The 18,565-nt window shown below is 69.2% G+C and carries 11 protein-coding genes; 8 read left to right on the forward strand and 3 right to left on the reverse strand.

Going from position 1 to position 18,565, the window contains the following annotated elements; genetic code table 11:
• Positions 1–5: 5 nt before the first annotated feature.
• From QO011_RS31310 to QO011_RS31320, 3 genes are all read right to left on the reverse strand, one after another.
• Positions 6–2,426 carry a bifunctional diguanylate cyclase/phosphodiesterase gene (locus tag QO011_RS31310; protein ID WP_307281267.1) on the reverse strand — a complete coding sequence of 807 codons (2,421 nt, stop codon included), beginning with the start codon at positions 2,424–2,426 and terminating at the stop codon, positions 6–8.
• A 191-nt stretch (positions 2,427–2,617) separates the two neighbouring features.
• Complete coding sequence (locus tag QO011_RS31315; RefSeq protein ID WP_307281269.1) at positions 2,618–3,319, reverse strand: cyclase family protein; 702 nt, start codon at positions 3,317–3,319, stop codon at positions 2,618–2,620.
• A gap of 26 nt (positions 3,320–3,345) precedes the next feature.
• Complete coding sequence (locus QO011_RS31320) at positions 3,346–4,047, reverse strand: GntR family transcriptional regulator (RefSeq protein WP_307281271.1); 702 nt, start codon at positions 4,045–4,047, stop codon at positions 3,346–3,348.
• A 217-nt stretch (positions 4,048–4,264) separates the two neighbouring features.
• Between QO011_RS31320 and QO011_RS31325 the strand changes: the two genes are divergently transcribed.
• The 8 genes from QO011_RS31325 to QO011_RS31360 all read left to right on the forward strand — a co-directional run bounded on the left by QO011_RS31325 (position 4,265) and on the right by QO011_RS31360 (position 18,411).
• Complete coding sequence (locus QO011_RS31325; protein WP_307281272.1) at positions 4,265–5,374, forward strand: ABC transporter substrate-binding protein; 1,110 nt, start codon at positions 4,265–4,267, stop codon at positions 5,372–5,374.
• Between the two features lie 17 nt (positions 5,375–5,391).
• Positions 5,392–6,873: a sugar ABC transporter ATP-binding protein gene (locus QO011_RS31330; RefSeq protein WP_307281274.1), complete on the forward strand. Its 1,482-nt coding sequence runs from the start codon at positions 5,392–5,394 to the stop codon at positions 6,871–6,873.
• Positions 6,866–7,816, forward strand: a complete 951-nt coding sequence (locus QO011_RS31335) for an ABC transporter permease (RefSeq protein ID WP_370882037.1) — start codon at positions 6,866–6,868, stop codon at positions 7,814–7,816. Before QO011_RS31330 ends, QO011_RS31335 begins: the two co-directional genes overlap by 8 nt.
• 11 nt (positions 7,817–7,827) lie before the next feature.
• On the forward strand, positions 7,828–8,766 hold the full coding sequence (locus tag QO011_RS31340) for an ABC transporter permease (RefSeq protein WP_307281280.1): 939 nt from the start codon (positions 7,828–7,830) through the stop codon (positions 8,764–8,766).
• Entirely contained in the window at positions 8,763–9,803 is a 1,041-nt protein-coding gene (locus QO011_RS31345; RefSeq protein ID WP_307281283.1) for a Zn-dependent oxidoreductase, read from the forward strand. Before QO011_RS31340 ends, QO011_RS31345 begins: the two co-directional genes overlap by 4 nt.
• A gap of 26 nt (positions 9,804–9,829) precedes the next feature.
• The gene (gene uxuA, locus QO011_RS31350; protein ID WP_307281417.1) at positions 9,830–11,026 is read left to right on the forward strand and encodes a mannonate dehydratase; all 1,197 of its coding nucleotides are present in this window, start codon (positions 9,830–9,832) and stop codon (positions 11,024–11,026) included.
• 288 nt (positions 11,027–11,314) lie between these two features.
• On the forward strand, positions 11,315–17,917 hold the full coding sequence (locus QO011_RS31355; protein ID WP_307281287.1) for an RHS repeat-associated core domain-containing protein: 6,603 nt from the start codon (positions 11,315–11,317) through the stop codon (positions 17,915–17,917).
• Positions 17,914–18,411, forward strand: coding sequence for a hypothetical protein (locus QO011_RS31360; protein WP_307281289.1), 498 nt, complete (start codon positions 17,914–17,916; stop codon positions 18,409–18,411). The genes QO011_RS31355 and QO011_RS31360 overlap by 4 nt, the downstream gene beginning before the upstream one ends.
• Positions 18,412–18,565: the final 154 nt, after the last annotated feature.

Below are 18,565 nucleotides of genomic sequence, written 5' to 3' on the forward strand. Positions count from 1 at the left end.
GCCGCTCATGGCGACACGGCATAGAGCCTGGCCCGCAGGGCCCGGTCGGGCTCGTGCACGCCCCGGCGCGCCTCGCCCTCGGTGAGGTGGCGGAACTGCTCGATCCGGGCCGGCCGGCCGAGGAGATAGCCCTGGGCCTCGGTGCACATCTCCGCGTTGAGGAAGCGCAGCTCGCCCGGGGTCTCGACGCCCTCCGCCAGCACCGGCAGGCCGAGCCCCTTGCCGAGGCCGAGCACGGCGCGGACGATGGTCGCGGCCTGGTCGTTGCTGTCGACCGCCTTGATGAAGGAGCCGTCGATCTTGATCTTGTCGAACGGGAAGGCCCGCAGGTTCGACAGCGAGGAATAGCCGGTGCCGAAATCGTCCATGGCGATGCGCACGCCGAGCGCCTTGAGCTGGCGCAGCGTCGCCAGGGCGCGATTGAGGTCGCGGATCAGGGCGGTCTCGGTGATCTCCAGCTCCAGCCGCTGCGGCGTGAGGCCGGTCTCCAGCAGGATCTCGTGCACCACCCGGGCGAAGCCGGCATTGTGGATCTGCACCGGCGAGACGTTGACGGCGATGCCGAGCGGCTGCGACCAGCCGGCGGCCTCGCGGCAGGCGGTGCGCAGCACCCATTCGCCGATCGGCAGGATGGTGCCGCTCTCCTCGGCGATGGGGATGAACAGGCTCGGCGGCACGTCCTCGCCCGCCTCGTTGCGCCAGCGCACCAGGGCCTCGAAGCCGACGGTCTCGCCGCTGTCGACCCGGGTCTGGGGCTGGTAGACCAGGAACAGGCCCTGGCGCGCCAGAGCCTGCCTGAGCTCGTGCTCGATCATGCGCCGCGCGGTGACCTGGACGCCCATCGCCGCCTCGAAGAAGCGATAGGTGCAGCGCCCCTCGTTCTTGGCGCGGTAGAGCGCCGTGTCGGCATGGATCAGGAGGCCGGTGCGGTCCGACGCGTCGTCGGGATAGAGGGCGATGCCGATGCTGCTCGACACGAAGGCGGAGGTGGTCGAGTGCTCGTTCTCGGCCAGCAGGGCCCCCAGGATGCGCTCGGCCAGCGCGCCGGCAGCGGCCGGGCCGGCGAGGTCGGGCGCGAGCACGGCGAACTCGTCGCCGCCGAGCCGGGCCATGGTCTCGCCGTCGTGCAGGATCGTGGTGACGCAGGCCGCCACCCGCTGCAGCAGCTCGTCGCCCGCCGCATGGCCGAACAGGTCGTTGACCTCCTTGAACCGGTCGAGATCGAGGCACAGCACCGCCAGGTGCCGGCCTGTGCCGCCGGCCGTCTCGATCGCCCGGTCGAGCATCTCGTTGAAGGAGGACCGGTTCGGCAGCCCGGTCAGGGCGTCGTGGTGCGCCAGGAAGTTGATGTGCTGCTCGGCTTTCTTGCGCTCGCGCAGGTCCCGCACCGCGATGGCCTGGTGGGGCCGGCCCGCGAAGGTGACCGGCCGCAGGATCAGCTCCACCGGAATGGCCGAGCCGTCGCGCCGGATGAGCATGGTCTCGACCGCCTGGCCCGGCCGGCCGGGCAGGCGCAGCCGCATGGCGGCGTCGCGGAACCACTCCGACAGGGATGTCTCCGACAGGCTGGCCGCGGCCGCCCCGACCAGGGCGGCGAAGCTGTCGTTCACCGTGATGATGGTCTCCTCGCTGCAGACGACCAGGCCCTCGACCGCGGCGTTGACCAGGCCGCGCATGCGCTCGACCTCGCGCTCGGCATGGTGGCGGTCGACGTCGAGCGCCAGCCCGGCGGCGGCGAAGAGCAGGATGGCGAGGCTCGCCACGGCCACGGCGATGGCGAGCCATGCCGGCGGCAGCGCCGATTCCGGCACCGCGATCGTGCCGTCCGGCATGATGGAGACGGCGCCCATGGCGGTGAAATGGTGGCCGCAGATCGCCAGCGTGAGCAGGGCGGCGCCGGCGAGCTTCCAGCGCAGCGTGCGGCCGCTCAGGGCGACCTGCAGCGCCGCGGCGCCGAGGAGCCCGCCGAGCAGGATGGACAGGCCCACCAGCACCGGGTCCCAGGTGATGGTGCCGGCCACGCGGAAGGCCGCCATGCCGGTATAGTGCATGGCGGCGATGCCCCCGCCGACCGCCGCCCCGCCCAGCGCCGCTGCGGCCGGCAGGCGCTTTGCCAGGGCGATGGCGAAGCCGAGCCCGGTCAGCGCGATCGCTGCGCCGAGCGACAGCGCCGTCAGCGGCACGGAATAGCCGCTCGGCAGGCCCGGCGAGAAGGCCAGCATGGCGATGAAATGCGTCGCCCAGATGCCGAAGCCGCAGGCGGCCGCGGCAACCTGGAGCCAGAGGCGCCCCAGGCGGCCGCCGGACCGGCGCACATGGTGCAGCAGAGTCACCGCCGTGAACGAGGACAGGGCGCAGACGAGCGCGGCCAGGGCGACGAGGCGCAGGTCGTGCTGCTCGGTGACGCACGTGAAGACCTTGAACATCATTGCCCCCACTTCGGCGTGTCTTAGCTGGGTGCGCGCAAGCTTGAGTTTCAGGGGGTCTCACTGTCGAGTGGTTAACGCGCCGTCCCGCGGCTGCACCGTCCCGCGGCCTATTTGCGGCCATGGCTAATCAATGGTCACACCGACCGCGCGGATTGTGCGCGCAGGCGGCAAGGCCCCGGCGGCCGGCCTCAGACCAGGGCGATCGCCCGCAGCGGCGAGCCCGAGCCGCCAGCGATCGGCAGGGGCAGGGCGATGAGGGTGCAGAGCGGCGGCAGCAGGCCGAGATTGTTGAAGTTCTCGCCGATCAGGACGCCGGCGCCGAGCAGGATGCGATGGGCCTCGAAGCCCGTCGACGGCGCCGGGTCGACCGACAGGCAGTCCGACCCGACCGCCCGGACGTCGCGCCGGCGCAGCAGCTGGGCCGTCTCGGGAGCCAGGCCCGGCCAGTGCGCGCGGAAGGCGGCGGCGTCGGACCACAGCCGGTCCCAGCCGAAATGGAAGAACACGGCATCTTCCGCCTCGATCGGGCCATGCTGCCGTTCCCAGGCCAGCACCAGCTCGGGCCCGGCGGCGCCGTCCGCTCCGACGGCCCGCCCGTCGATCGTCGCCATCCGGCCGAAGAAGCGGCCGGGCGGGATGCGGTCGATGGCAAGCCCGTGACGGATGAAATGGGCCGGCGCGTCGAAATGCGTGCCGGTATGCTCGCTGAGGCAGAGCGCATGGTTGCAGCTCGCGTCGCCGTTCTCGATCGAGGAGACGGCGCGCTGCTCGAAGCTGGGATGGGTCGGCCAGGTCGGCATGCCCTCGGCGAGGGGATGGGTGAGGTCGATCTTGCCCGCCGCCGCCAGCGCCTTGCCGAGCCCGGCCCTATCGAACAGGGATGTGTCCACGGCGCGTCCTCCCTCGGCAGGCGGTGTCAGACGAACAGGTGCGGCTGGTCGCGCAGCAGCAGCCGCACCGAGCCGAACACCTCCTGCAGATGCGCGCGCATGTGCTCGGCGGCGAGGTCGGGATCGCGGATGCGCACGGCCGTGACGATGGCGGCGTGCTGGGCCTGCAGCGTCTCCAGGTGCCCCGGCTCGGGCAGGCTGAGAAAGCGCACCCGGTCGAGCTGGCCCTTGACGTTGTGGATCACCTTCCACGAGCGCGGCAGCAGCACGCCGTCGCTGAGGAGGTGATGGAAGGCCTCGTCGAGCCGCAGGAAGGCCTCGTGCTCGCCGGCCTCGATGGCGCGGCGCTGGCGCTGCAGGCTCGCCTCCAGGCGCTCGACCAGGGCGGCGGTGCTCTGCTCGGCTGCGCGGCGCACCACGGCGACCTCCAGGGCCTCGCGGATGAACTGGGCCTCCATCACCTCCGCCACCCGGATCGGCGCGACGAAGCTGCCGCGCTGGGGCAGGATGTCGACCAGCCCTTCCTCCGCCAGCTTGATCAGCGCCTCGCGCACCGGCGTGCGGCTGACCCCGAGCTTCAGCGACAGCTCCTTCTCGCTCAGCGCCTCGCTGGGCCTGAGCTGCAGCGTCAGGATCTCGCGCTTGAGCAGCGCATGCACCTGCACGGCCATCGGCAGCCGCGGGTCGAGCGCGGCGGCGGGCTCGGCGGCCGGTCGGGTCTGGATCATCGGTGTTTCCCCCATCCTGCCATGGTAGGGCGCGGCGCGCGGCGTGTCGAGTGTCGCGCCCTTTCACCATCCGGCTTGGCGCTTCCTTTGACGCGGCTTCAGGCGACCTGAAACAGCGTTGACATACTACCATGGTAGTGCCATGAATGCAGGGCTCGAGAGCGAGCGGATCGGGCTGCGGCGGCCAACGTCGCGCGCCGTCAGGGGAGGACATGGCATGAGCGGGAAGACATGGCAGCCGCGCGCCGGCAGGCGCGGTCTGAGGCCCTGCGCGGGGCTGCTGGCGGCGGCAAGCATCGCGGCCCTGGCCGCAGGCCCGGCGTTCGCCGCCGACGGCGTCGCCGGCGGCGACACCAGCGCCAAGAAGATCGCGTTCAGCAATTCCTTCGCCGGCAACTCGTTCCGCCAGGTGATGGTCAAGAGCTGGGAGCAGGTGACGGCGCAGGCGATCAAGGACAAGATCATCGCCGGCGCCACCGTGGTCAGCGCCAACAACAACGTCACCGAGCAGGCCGCCCAGGTCCAGAACATGATCCTGGAGGGCTACAACGCCATCGCCATCCTGGCCGGCTCCGACACGGCCCTCAACGGCGTGGTCAAGGACGCCTGCGACGCCGGCATCGTCGTGGTCGCCTTCGCCGGCATCGTCACCGAGCCCTGCGCCTATGTCGTCGACTACAACTGGTCGTCCTACGGCGCCCAGGAGGTCGAGCACGTCGCCAAGGCGCTCGGCGGCAAGGGCAACCTCCTGGAGATCCGCGGCATTGCCGGTGATTCCGTCGACAAGGCGATCAGCGAGGGCATCCATGCCGCGGCCGCCAAATATCCCGGCCTGACGATCGTCGGCACGGTCTACGGCCAGTGGACGGCGACCACCGCGCAGAAGGAGGTCGCCACCATCCTGCCCTCGCTGCCCAAGGTCGATGCGGTGGTCGACCAGGGCGGCGACGGCTTCGGCGCCGCCAACGCCTTCAAGGCCGCCGGCCGGCCGATGCCGATCATCATCATGGGCAACCGCCAGGACGAGCTCGCCTGGTGGCAGAAGGAGAAGGCCGCCAACGGCTACAGCACCTTCTCGATCTCGGCGACGCCGAGCGTGTCGCAGGTCGCCTTCTGGGTCGCCCAGCAGATCCTGGCCGGCAAGACGGTGCCGAAGAAGATCGAGGTGCCGCTCCTGCGCATCGACGATTCCACCGCGCAGGCCTGGCTCGAGGCCACGCCCGAGGGCGGCGTCGCCAACCCGCAATACAGCCAGGACCTGGTGGTTGAGATGATCGACGCCAACGCCAACGGGACGCCGCTCCCGGTCATCCCGGCCCCGAAGTGATCGGGGTCGGCCCCGAAGTGAGCGGAGCTGCCGACGCGACGGCGACCGAGCCCGGCCGGCCGACCGCCGTGACGGCGCGCGGCATCGCCAAGGCCTTCGGGCCGGTCAAGGCGCTCACCGGCGCCGACCTTGAGGTCGGGGCCGGCGAGGTGATCGGGCTGGTCGGCCACAACGGCGCCGGCAAGTCGACGCTGATGAACCTCATCGCCGGCGGCCTCGTCCGCGACGCCGGCGAGCTCGTCATCGCCGGCCACCCGATCGGCCCGGACCACTCGCCGCGTGCGGCCCAGGCGATCGGCGTGCGCTGCGTGTTCCAGGAGCTGTCGCTCTGCCCCAATCTCGACGTGGCCGAGAACACCCGCGTCTTCCATCCCGCGCTGTCCGGCTGGTCCTGGCGCCGGCGGGCGACGCGGATCATCGGCGAGAGCCTCGCGGCGATCTTTCCCGGCCACGGCATCGATCTCAGAGCCAAGGTCGGCACGCTGCCGATCGCCATGCGCCAGATGATCGAGGTGGCGCGCGGCTTCTCCGTCGCCGACGACCCGCTCCGCCTGGTCATCCTCGACGAGCCGACCTCGGCGCTCGATGAGCGGCGCGCCGCCGAGCTGCTGCGCCATGTCCGCCGCGTGGCTGCGCTCGGGGTCAGCGTCATCCTCGTCACCCATCGCCTCAACGAGATCTTCGAGGTCGCCGACCGCATCGTCGTCATGCGCGACGGCGCGGTCGTCGCCGAGCAGCCGGCATCGAGCCTCACCCGCGCCGACCTGGTCGCGCTGATGGGCGGTGCCGAGGACGGGCCGGCGGCGCGGACCGGCGGCGACGGCGCGGCGTCCGGCGACATCCTGGTGTCGCTGCCGGCGGCCGGGCCCGGTGCCGTGGCGATCGAGGCCCGGGCGGGCGAGATCGTCGGCTTCGCCGGGCTCGACGGCCACGGCCAGCGCGAGGCGCTGCGCGCCCTCAACAGGCCGGGCGCCGGGCGCGAGGCCACCGCCTTCGTCGCCGGCGACCGCCAGGCCGACGGTGTCTTCCCGCTCTGGTCGATCGCGCAGAATCTGTCGCTCTGCGCCCTGGCCGGGCTGCGCCGCGGCCATCTCATCTCCGCCCGCGCCGAGGCCGAGCTGGCGCAGGACTGGCGCCGGCGCATCGACATCCGCGCCGCCGACCTCGACCGGCCGATCCTCACCCTCTCCGGCGGCAACCAGCAGAAGGTGTTGTTCGCCCGGGCCCTCGCCGCGCAGGCGCCGGTCGTGCTGCTCGACGACCCCATGCGCGGGGTCGACGTCGGCACCAAGCAGGAGGTCTACCGCCTGATCCGGGCCGAGGCCGGGCGGGGCCGCAGCTTCGTGTGGTATTCCACCGAGCTCGACGAATTGTCCCATTGCGACCGCGTCTATGTCTTCCGCGAGGGCCGCGCCGTCGCCTGCCTGCCGGCGGCGGCGGTCAGCGCCGCCGCCATCATCGAAGCCTCGTTCGGCGGAGGCCGCCATGGCCATGCCTGACGCGATTGCCCGCCCGCGCCCCCTGGCCTGGCGCGCCCTGGCCGATGCCTGGCTGCCGCTGATCGTGCTGGCGGCCATGCTGGCGGCGATCGGCATGCTGCGCCCGGGCGTGTTCGGCATGTTCGGGCTGAACCTTTTGTTCAAGCTCTCGGTGCCGCTGATCCTCGCCGCGCTCAGCCAGATGCTGGTGGTGGCGCTCGGCGACATCGACCTCTCCACCGGCGCCTTCATCGGCTTCGTCACCTGCGTCTGCGCGGTGCACCTCGACGCCGAGCCGCTCACCGCCGCCGCGCTGCTGCTGGCCGGCATCGGCGCCTATGCGCTGGTCGGCGCGCTGATCCAGCTGCGGCGGCTGCCTTCGATCATCGTCACGCTCGGCACCTCCTTCGTCTGGACCGGCTGCGCCGTCCTCGTCCTGCCGGCGCCCGGCGGCGTGGCGCCGGCCTGGCTGACCGCGATCCCGCGCCTCTCGATGCCGCTGCTGCCGCTGCCCCTGTGGATCGCCGCGGGTCTGGCCCTCGTCGGCCACCTCGTGGTCATGAAGTCCTCGCTCGGCGTGCTCGTGCGCGGCGCCGGCGGCAATCCCCGCGCCATGACCCGGGCCGGCTGGTCGGTGCTGCGGCTGCGCGTCGGCATCTACGCCGCGGCCGGTGCCTGCAACGTCGCGGCCGGCCTGGCGCTCTCGGCCCTCACCACCTCGGGCGCGCCCAACATCGCGCCGGCCTACACCCTGCTCTCCATCGCCGCGGTCATCCTCGGCGGCGGCAGCTTCGTCGGCGGCATCGTCTCGCCCGCCGGCACCGTGGTCGGGGCCATGACGCTGTCGCTGGTCGGCTCGGTGCTGACCTTCCTCAGCGTGCCGCCGGTCTGGCAGATCGGCGCCCAGGGCCTGATCCTGGTGGCGGTGCTGTTCGGCCGCGTGCTGACGAGGGGCCGGGCATGAGGGGGCCGGGCATGAGGCGTCTGCGCGCGGCCGTCGCCGATCCCGCCATGCTCGGCTTTGCCGCCGCGGCGCTGCTCTGGGCGGCGACCGTCGCGCTCGCCCGCGGGCAGGGCGGCCTGGAGACATTGGCGGTGGCGCTGTCCTTCGCCATCTTCGCGGTGACGGTCGGCACGGGGCAGATGTTCGTCATCGCCTCGGGCCCGGGCAATATCGACCTGTCGAGCCCGGCGGTGCTGACGCTCGCCGCCTATGTCGCCATGGACGCCATGCACGGCGCCGACGCCCTGCTGCCGCTCGGCCTCGTCCTGGCGGTCGGGGTCGGCCTCCTCGCCGGCGTCGGCAATTTCGTGCTGATCCGCAGCCTCGCCATCCCGCCGATCATCGCCACGCTGGCTTCGAGCTTCGTGCTGCAGTCGCTGGCGATGAATGCCGGCGGGGAATCCACCATCAAGCCGCCACCGCTGCTGGCCGATTTCACCGTGCTGCACCTGTTCGGGGTCCAGGTGCTGCTGGTGCTCGGCATCGCCGGGTCGATCCTGGCGCAGCTGGTCATCGGCCGCACCATCTTCGGCCGGCACCTGCTCGCCGCCGGCCAGAACGAGCGGGCGGCGCGGCTCGCCGGCGTGCCGGCGGGGCGCATCCGCCTCATCGCCTATGTCGTCTCCGGCGGCCTGGCCGGCTTGGCCGGCTTCCTGCTCGCCGGCTTCACCGGTGGCGCCGCCCTCAACATGGGTGACTCCTACCTGATGGAATCGGTCGCCGTCGCCGTGCTCGGCGGCACCAGCGTCGCCGGCGGGCGCGCCAACGCCATCGGCATCTGGGGCGCGGCGCTGTTCCTCAGCCTGCTCGCCACGCTGCTCAATGCGTCAGGCGTCGATGCCGGCTGGCGCTTCATCCTGTCGGGTCTGACCATCGTCGCCGTGGTCTGCTTCGCCTCGGACAGGGCATGACCGCAGGGGATTTCGCCATGATCGCCGTTGCCGTCGAAGAGCCGCACCGTCTCGTCGTTCGCGCCGATGCAGCCGCGCCGCCCGGGCCGGGCGAGGTGGCCATCCGCATCGCCCGCGCCGGCATCTGCGGCTCGGACATGCACATCCTGCACGGCACCAATCCCTTCGCCGTCTATCCCCGCATCATCGGCCACGAATTCGCCGGGGTGGTCGAGGCGGTGGGGGAGGGCGTCGCGGGCCCGGCGCCGGGCGACCACGTCGTCGGCGATCCCGTCATCGCCTGCGGCCATTGCTATCCCTGCCGTGTCGGCCGCCCCAATGTCTGCGCCCGCCTGGAAGTGCTCGGCGTGCATCGCGACGGCGGCTTCCGCAGCCGTGTCGTCATCCCCGCCGCCAATGCGGTGAAGGTCCCGCCGGCGCTGCCGCTGGCGATCGCCGCCCTGGCCGAGCCCTTCTCCGTCGCCGCCAACGTGCTGGGCCGCACCGGCTGCGGCCCGCAGGACACCGTTCTGGTCTACGGCGCCGGGACGGTCGGCCTCACCGTGCTGCAGGTCGCCCGGCTGCACGGCGCCCGCGTCATCGTCGCCGATATCGACGCTGCCCGGCTGGAGCTGGCGCAGGCCCTCGGCGCCGACCGCGTCGTCCATTCCCGGCGCGAGCCGGTTCCGGCGGCCGTCGCGGCGGAGAACGAGGGCCTCGGCCCGAGCCTCGTCATCGACGGCGCCGGCATTCCCAGCCTGCTGGCCGAGGCGGTGGCGGTGGCGAGCCCCGCCGGGCGGATCGGGCTGCTCGGCTTTGCGGCGGAGCCCTCGGCGCTGGTGCAGCAGGAGGTGGTGCGCAAGGAGCTCTCGATCTTCGGCTCGCGCCTCAACCGCCGCCTCATCCCCGAGGTGGTCGGCTGGCTGGCGAGCGGCCGGCTCGACCCCGGCGCCATGATCACCCGCACCTTCGCCGCCGCCGAGGCGCGGGCGGCCTTCGACCTCCTGGAGACCGATCCGGGCCGGGCCGTGAAGGTGCAGCTCGCCTTCGACGCCTGACCTCTCAAGACCGACAAGGACGCATGATGGAACAGACCTGGCGCTGGTGGGGCCCCGCCGATCCGATCACGCTGGCGCATGTCCGGCAGACGGGCGCGACCGGCATCGTCACCGCCCTGCACGACATCCCGGCCGGCGAGGTCTGGCCGCTGGAGGCCGTCGCCGAGCGCAAGCGCTTCATCGAGGCCGATGCCGCGCTCGGCCTGCGCTGGAGCGTGGTGGAAAGCCTGCCGGTGGCGGAGGCGATCAAGCTCGGCAGGGGCGATCTCGAGCCGCTGTTCGAGAACTACCGCCGGTCGATCCGCAATCTCGCCGCCTGCGGCGTCGGCACCATCTGCTACAATTTCATGCCGGTGCTGGACTGGTGCCGCACCGAGCTGCGCGCGCCCCAGCCCGGCGGCGGCACGGCGCTGCGCTTCAACGCCCACCAGTTCGCCGCCTTCGACTGCCTGATGCTGCAGCGCCCCGGTGCCGAGGCCGATCATGCGCCCGAGGTGCTGGCGCGCGGACGCGCCTGGTTCGCCGCGGCGAGCGAGGACGACAGGCGCACGCTGCTCGCCACCATCATGGCTGGCCTGCCCGGCGCCTTCGACCGCTACGACATCCCGCAGCTCAGGACGATGCTGCAGCGCTTCGACGGCATCGGCCGGGCCGGGCTTCTCGCCAACCTCGTGCGCTTCCTGGAAGCGGTGGTGCCGACCGCCGAGGCGGTGGGCGTGCGTCTCGCCATCCACCCCGACGATCCGCCGCGCCCGCTGCTCGGCCTGCCCCGGATCGTCGGCACCGAGGCCGACATCTCGGCCCTGCTGGCGGCGGTCGACTCGCCCGCCAGCGGCCTGACGCTGTGCTCCGGCTCGCTCGGCGCCGGGGCGGGCAACGACGTGCCCGCCATCGCCCGCCGCTTTGCCGGGCGCATCCATTTCGCCCATCTGCGCAATGTCGCCAAGGAGCCGGACGGCTCGTTCATGGAGGCCGAGCATCTCGGCGGCGACACCGACATGGTCGCCGTGGTGACGACGCTGCTCGAGGAGCAGGACCGGCGCCGGCGCGCGGGCGCGGCACGCTGGCGCATCCCCTTCCGCCCGGACCATGGCCACGAGCTGATCTACGACCACGGCCGCCCGACCCATCCCGGCTATCCCGTCATCGGCCGCCTCAAGGGCCTGGCCGAGATCCGCGGCGTGATGACCGCCGTCGCCGCCTTGCGGCACCTGCCGACCTGAGCGGCCGGGCATTGCTGGACGAGTCGGGCGCCGTGGTCGTGGTGGCGACAGGCCGGCCTTTCGGATTGGGGGCCTTGGCGTCGCCGATCGTTACTTCCCATCGACGGACGCCATTGCGAACGTGCCAATCCGTCGATGCCGTCGTCGAGCGGATAGCGTGATGCCACATCGAAGCCTGTGAGCGACGCCGTGCGTGTGGACAATTTGTGGTTGTCGCAATTGTGTCGCTGACCTTGCGTTAGGAGGGCAGCGCCGGGCTGATCCGGCTGGGGCCTTTGGGGGGCTTCGATGACCGAGGGTTTTGGCGCGGTCCGCGTGCGGGCCGGCGTGGTGTTGTCGTGTGCCGCGGCGGTGGCGGCGTGGCTGGGAAGCTGGGCGGCTCCCGCTGTTGCGGCGAGTGTCCAGGCAGCGAGCGTGCCGTCGCTGCGCGGCGGGCCGGTGGGGCTCGCATTGCCCCCTTTGCCGGCTCCCGGCCCGATCGCGGGGGCGCCACGGGCGTCGGTGACCGGTCCGGTGAGACTGATGGCGCAGGCAGATCCGAGCGTGCCGGAAGCGTCGATCCCGCCAGCGACGCCGGGTGATCCGGCGTCGTCCGATCCATCGAGCCCCTCGGCCCAGACGCCGACCCCATCAGAAGACACGCCCTCGACGACGGACACGGCACAGCCGGCGGAGGAGCAGGAGACTGCTCCGGCTGCGGCCGTTGCGGCCGCCGCTGAAGCCGGCGGTGGCGACGTCACTGACCCGGGCGCGGCGCTGGCGGCCGCAAGCGGGATGAGATCGAAGATCCAGCCAGCTCCGTCGAACGGGTCGTTCACGCAGCGCATCCCGCTGGCGGTGCCGGCGTTCCGCGGCATCGAGCCGAACCTCGGTCTGGTCTACGATTCCAACGCTGGGGCGCGGGCCGGCGGCTGGTGGGCTGGCTTTGCCGGTGTCGGCATGCGGGTGTCGGGCCTGTCGGACATCACCCGCATCACCCATGGTGGCGGCACGCCGCGCTTCGACGACGCGCTCGATGTCTTCGCGCTGGATGGGGACGAGTTGGTGGCCTGCACGGCTGATATGACCAGCCCGGCGTGCACCACGGGCACAACCGGCACGGGCGTGACCACCTACGCCACGCGTGTGGAAAGCTTCGCGCGCATCAAGCGCACAGTGGATGGGGCGAGCGGGGCGAGCACCTGGACGGTGACGGGCCTGGACGGGACGGTGTCGACTTATGCCTCGGTCTCGACGTCGGGCTGGGGCGGTGTGGCCGATGCAGATCTGCCGAAGCTTGCGACGCAGGCGCGCTGGCTGTTGCAGAGCGTGGCTGACACGCATGGCAACCGTGTCGACTATGCTTATGCCTGCACCACTCTGCCGGTGTGCTGGCCGACGAGCATCCAATACGTCAACAACGGCGAGGTGGCGCCGGTTGCGACCATCACCTTCAATCGGGAGACGGCGCCGGCGAGCGCCGTGCTGATTCTGGCCAATGGCGGGGTGATGGCGCCGGCGGCGAACGGAACGATCCCCTCGACGGAGAAGTCGCTGTCGAAGCTGGACCAGCGGCTGACGTCGGTGGACGTGCAGTTCGGGGGCACCCGGATGCGGGCCTATGACCTCGCCTATGAGCAGAGCCCCGCGACCGGGCTGTCCCGCCTGATCACGGTGACACCCTACGGCAAGGACGCCAGCTTCACCGGCGGCCACGTCACCGGCGGCACCAGCCTGCCCCCGACCAAGCTCGCCTATCAGGGCTCGGCGCCGGCCCTTACCGCGCCAAGGGCCTTGCCGTTTTCCATCTCGAACTACCGGGACTACCCGCCGCGGGCGGGGCAACCGTATGCGGATTTCCTCGGCCTCGGCGACCTCGATGGCGATCAGAAGCTGAAGCCCTACACGCAGCTTGTCGAGCCACCGGACGAGCCCAATTGCGATTCGTCGGGCCACGACTGCTACTACGCCCCGGCCCGTTGCACGCCCTCGTTCACCGCGCCCTACACTTGTCTGACGGTGACGCGAGAGGACTGCGGCGATCGCGGTATGATGAAAACCGTCACCTCGGTCGGGATCTCTCCGTCCGCGGATGTCGACGGCGACGGACGACCGAATCTCCTGTACTCGATGGCCGAATCGGTCAGCGGATGCGGCAGTGGCGAAAGCGTCAAGCGGACGATCGGGATCGACGGCCTCTCCGCCACTGGCACCAACGAGAACGATCCCCTGACCGTCGCGGGCTTCCCCGACATCGATGGCGACGGCAAGCAGGAGATCGTGTTCACGGACGGCAAGGTCCTGTCGAACTCTCCCGGCATCGCGGGCGTCACCATTCCCGTCAATTTGCGGACGTCCGGTCCTGCCGGTTTCTCAGTCCGGTACTTTTTCGCTGACATCAACGGCGATGGCCGTACCGACGTCTTGACCATGGGCCCGGCCACGGCCACCGGCGCGGACGGTGCTCCTCAGACGCAGCTGACCTATGCCTTATCGACAGGGACGGGCTATTCGCCGCAGCGGGTTCAATATGTGCCCGCTCTCTGGGTCTCCAGCGGGCAGCTGGATTTTCGCAGCCTGGGAGTGATCCAAGGCGACTTCAACGGCGATGGGCGCGCTGATTTCCTGTCGCTGTACAAGACGGCGTCGACGGACACGACGGCGACCTACGATGTGCGGGTTCTGCTGTCGACCGGGAACGGCTTCGTGGTGCAGACCTGGGCGAGCGGCATCGTGCTCCCGGCAAGCGGTCCTCGCGATCTGACGGCTCTTTTTTCCCCCGGTGTCAGGCGCGGCGATTTCAACGGCAACGGCCGAGACGACATCATCATCAGGCGCGACGACCAACACGCGATCCTCCTCCTCTCCACCGGTTCGAGCTTCAACGCCGTCCCGATCGAGACACCTCGAATCTTCTCGGTCCTCGATATCGACGGCGACGGTCGGGATGAGCTGGCGCCTGGAGTGATCCGCCGCCTGAACCAGTTGGACAGCGATGGCACGTATATCTCGCTGGCTGGCCCCTTCCCCGACCTGCTGACCTCCGTGACGGGTCCTTTGGGTGGGAAGACGACGATCGCCTACCAGCCCTCGTCCGGCGTGGTGCACGGTCCGATGCCGGGCATCCTGCAGGTGGTGAAGTCCGTGACGCTGAGCGACGGGCGGTCTTCGCCGTCGACGACGAGTTACAGCTTTGCGGGCGGGCTGTACAATGCCTCGGAGCGTCGGTTCCTCGGCTTCCGGACGGCGACGGCGGACCTTGCCTGCAACGCGGGCGAGACGGCGTGTCCGCGCAAGATCTACACCTTCCGGCAGGACCTGGCCTCGGCGGGCCGGCTGGAGAAGCTGGAGGAGACGACGACGGCCTCGGGCGCGCCGGTGCTGGCGCGGACGCTGGAGACCTGGAGCGTCAGGACCACGGCGGGCCTGAAGGCGAACTGGCCGCCGACATCCGGCACGGTGCCCGCGCTGACCTTGCCGTATACGGCGCTGAACACGGGCAGCGAGAAGCAGGCGTTGTTCTACCAGACGGTCACGACCGGCGGTGGGGGAGGCTCCCTTGGTGGGCCCCCGCAGACCACGACTATCACGACCGCCCGTCGGACGACGTCGACCCGCGTCTATGACGCCTATGGCAACGTGACGGGTCTGACGGAGACCGGGGACGCGGACGTCACGGGGGGCGAGCGCTACACGCTGACCGCCTTCACGCCGAACCCGGAGGCCTACATCGTGTCGGCGCCGAACCGGGTGCGGACCTATGCCGGGACCTCGAGCGCGGGCCCGCTGCTGGCCGACCAGGTGATCTACTACGATGGCAGCACGACGCTGGGTGCGGTGCCCTCGAAGGGGGACGTGACGCAGACCGGCCGGCGGCCGCAGGCCTCTGGCAGCTGGTACCTGGCCAAGGCCGAGTACGACGGCTACGGCAACAAGACGGCTGTCATCGACGAGGTCGGCAACCGGACGGAGACGGTCTACGACACGGGCACGCACCTGCTGCCGGTGGAGGTGCGCAACGCCAAGGCCCAGAGCGTGGTCACGACCTACGACCCGGGATGCCAGAAGCCGCTGACGGTGACGGACCTGAATGGGCAGGTGACGGCGTTCACCTATGACGCGTTGTGCCGGCTGACCGAGAAGAAGCCGCCGCTGAACGCCTTCGAGCGTTACACCTATTACAATGTCGGCAACCCGGCGACGCAGTATGTCGACGTGCGCAGGCCGGGCCCGACCGGGACGGCGACGATCTACACCAAGACCTACCTGGACGGCTTCGGTCGGACCTGGAAGGTGCTGGCGCAGGGGCCCGACACGGCCCGTGTGATCACCACGCTGACCGACTACACCGCGCGGGGCAGCGTGGCGCGGGTGAGTCGGCCGTTCTACTCCGGCGAGACGGCGCAATATACCAGCACGGCCTATGACGCGCTGGACCGTCCGGTTGTCGTGACCAACCCGGACGGCAGCGCCGCGAGCGTCGCCTATGGCGCCTCCAGCCTGACCGCGCTCTCCGGCTTCCTGACGGTGACGACGACGGACGAGCTGGGCCGGCGCAGCATCGTGCACACCGACGCCTTCGGGCGGACCGTGCGCCAGACGCGGTTCCTGGGCACGAGCGAGGTCAACCGCTCGATGGTCTACGACGCGGCTGGCCGGCTGACGCAGCTGACCGACCCGGCGGGCAACCAGTGGACCAACACCTTCGACAACATGGGCCGGCGCACCCAGGTGCAGGACCCGGACCTCGGCACCTGGACCTATGCCTATGACGGGGCGGGCAACCTGACCCGTCAGACCGATGCCAAGGGCCAGCAGGTGGCGTTCCTGTACGATCCGCTCAACCGGGTGCGCAGCAAGATCGCACGCGCCGAGCTGCCGGTGAACGACCCGGGGCGGGACACCACCACCTACGCCTATGACGAGGGGCGGAGCGGCTTCTTCAACGTCGGCAAGATGACGACCAGCACCAACGCGGCGGCGACGCTGACGGCGGACTATGACGTGCTGGGCCGGGAGGTGAAGAAGACGCTTGTCGTCGACGGGCAGAGCTACATCACCACCACGGCCTACGACACCGGCTCGCGGGTGCTGTGGCGGGGCCTGCCGGACGGGACGACGGTGGGCACCGCCTCCTCACCGATGACCTACGACCCGGCCGGCCGGCTGGTGTCGGTGCCCGGTCTCGTCACCGGCACGACCTATGACGCAGCCGGCCAGCCCCTGGTGACGAGCTATGCCAGCGGGGTGGTGTCGACGGCGACCTACGACCCGACCCGCGGCTGGCTGAGCCAGTTGACGCACCAGCAGGGGAGCGGCGGCACGGCGCTGCTGTCGCTGAGCTACACGCGGGCCTTGACCGGCCGGATCGAGGCGGTGACGGACCAGCTGAACGCCTCGTCCGCCGACAACTGGACCTACACCTATGACGACCTCGACCAGCTGAAGCGGGCGGCGAACGCCGGCAACAGCGCCTACAACGAGGCCTATGCCTACGACCTCGCCGGCAACCTGACGTCCAAGACCGGGGTGGGGAGCTACACCTACCCGGCGCAGGGCCCGGCGGCGGTGCAGCCGCACGCGGTGACGACGGCGGGCAACTATGCCTTCAGCTACGATCTCAACGGCAACATGCTGCAGAGCCAGCTGAGCGGGGTGCTCAACCGGGAGCTGACCTGGGACGGGGAGAACCGTCCGATCCTGGTGAAGAATTACTCCACGGCCGGGGCGCTGACGCTGACGTCGAGCTTCGTGCACGGGCCGGACGGGACGCGGCTGAAGAAGATCGTCAAGGCCAACCCGCGCGGCTGCTCGCTGGCGGCGAGCCAGCAGCCGGAGGAGACGACGCTCTACGTGTTCGGGGACGAGCGGGTGAGCTACGCCGCCAACACCAACAGCTGCGTGCCGACGACGCCGACCTGGATCACCTATCCGACGCCGGAGACCAAGCGCGAGGCGGTGCCGGGGCTGGCGGTGCAGAGCTACACCTTGCTCAAGGATCACCTCGGCTCGCAGCGCATCGTGGCGGACGGCACCGGCACCCCCGCCACCAGCTCCAGCTATGGCCCGTTCGGGTTCCAGCGGGCCGGGCTGACGGCGCCGGCCAACGCCACGCGCGAGAGCAAGGCGTTCATCGGCGAGCGCCAGGACGAGACCGGCCTCATCTACCTCAACGCCCGCTACTATGACCCCCGCATCGCCCGCTTCGTCTCCCCGGACTGGTGGGATCCCACTCAGGACGGGGTGGGCACCAACCGATACGCATACGCGGACAACAACCCGGTCAATGTGAGGGATCCGAGCGGACATTGCGATTGCAACGGCGAGAGATCACCTGTCGGCCTCCTGCTTGAGGTTGCGCTACGGCTACGGGTGTCAATCATCGCACCAGAGCTCGACAAGCGGATCGCGGTTCCAGCCCCCGATCCAATGGATGTTCTAGAGAGCCGAGTCTATTCAGGGCCTGGCAGTTTTGGGGACTGGGGACAGAAAGGTGCCCATGCCCATGCTCCTGGCTATCGTGGGAAAGGGGATGTCGAAGTCGGTATAAGTATCGGTCCAAACGGTGATATCGAGTTATCGCCAGTCAAAGGTGTATCTAAGCCGGGGAAAGATTTTGACGCGGCCGCCGCCACTGTAAAAGATAAGCTCGGTACGTTAAGTGGTCTCAAAGGTTTGCGTGATCAAGTTGAGGGGTTCCTCGGCAGTGACAAGATTGGTAGTTATAGAGATAGGGACCGAATACGTCGGGATATGGAGGCGATGAAGAGGGCGCTTGATGAGAAGATAAAAAATGCCGAAGAAGCCTCAAAACGAAAAGAAGATTCCAAGAAAGATAATAATAAAAAAGATAATTCTGGAAATGAAGGTGGAAAGGACGACAAAAATGACAAAAATGGTAAGAATAAATGAATAAAACTTCATATATAAGTCTTATAGACATTGCGAAATCTGGAACTTTTGGTCCAATTGCATTGGGGCAAAATATTTCCGATATCGGCTTTGAGATTCTTGGCCCGCCCCGGTATTGGGGTTTTGCTCAAGGTCCATACTTTTTGTCGTATATGGGCTTTGGAGATGTGGAAATTAGTTTTGAATCGAAAAACGACGCGGTTGTAGTTCGCTATGCGGAGCTGCGCGTGCGTAGAGTTAGAGGAGGGATTGCAAGGTTCACAAGGAGTTCAGATGGCAATAAGCTTCAGATAAGCGGGTTAAGTAGACGTGAAGTGACGTATGAATCAATGAAAGCTCTGATGGAACAACATTCTGTAAATTATTCTACAATATTTGATAAAAAATTAACAATTGATACATCAGAGGTCATGGATTTCCAAAATGGTGTGCAATTTTATTTTGGATTAGGTGCGGATAAGGCTCTGGAATTGGTTGCGATGTCGGAGCCATAGATTGCGCGACGAGTGGCGTGCACCCTTTGGGGGAGACGCGAGAATCAGGGACATTTCAGGGTGAGTGAGATGGACGGCGGTGATGTCGCGGCCTTCCATCTGGGCAAGGTTTCTTCGTACTCCTGCGGCGAGAGGTAATCGAGCGCCGAGTGGA

Origin of the sequence: Labrys wisconsinensis (assembly GCF_030814995.1) — a bacterium.
Classification (GTDB): Bacteria; Pseudomonadota; Alphaproteobacteria; order Rhizobiales; family Labraceae; genus Labrys; species Labrys wisconsinensis.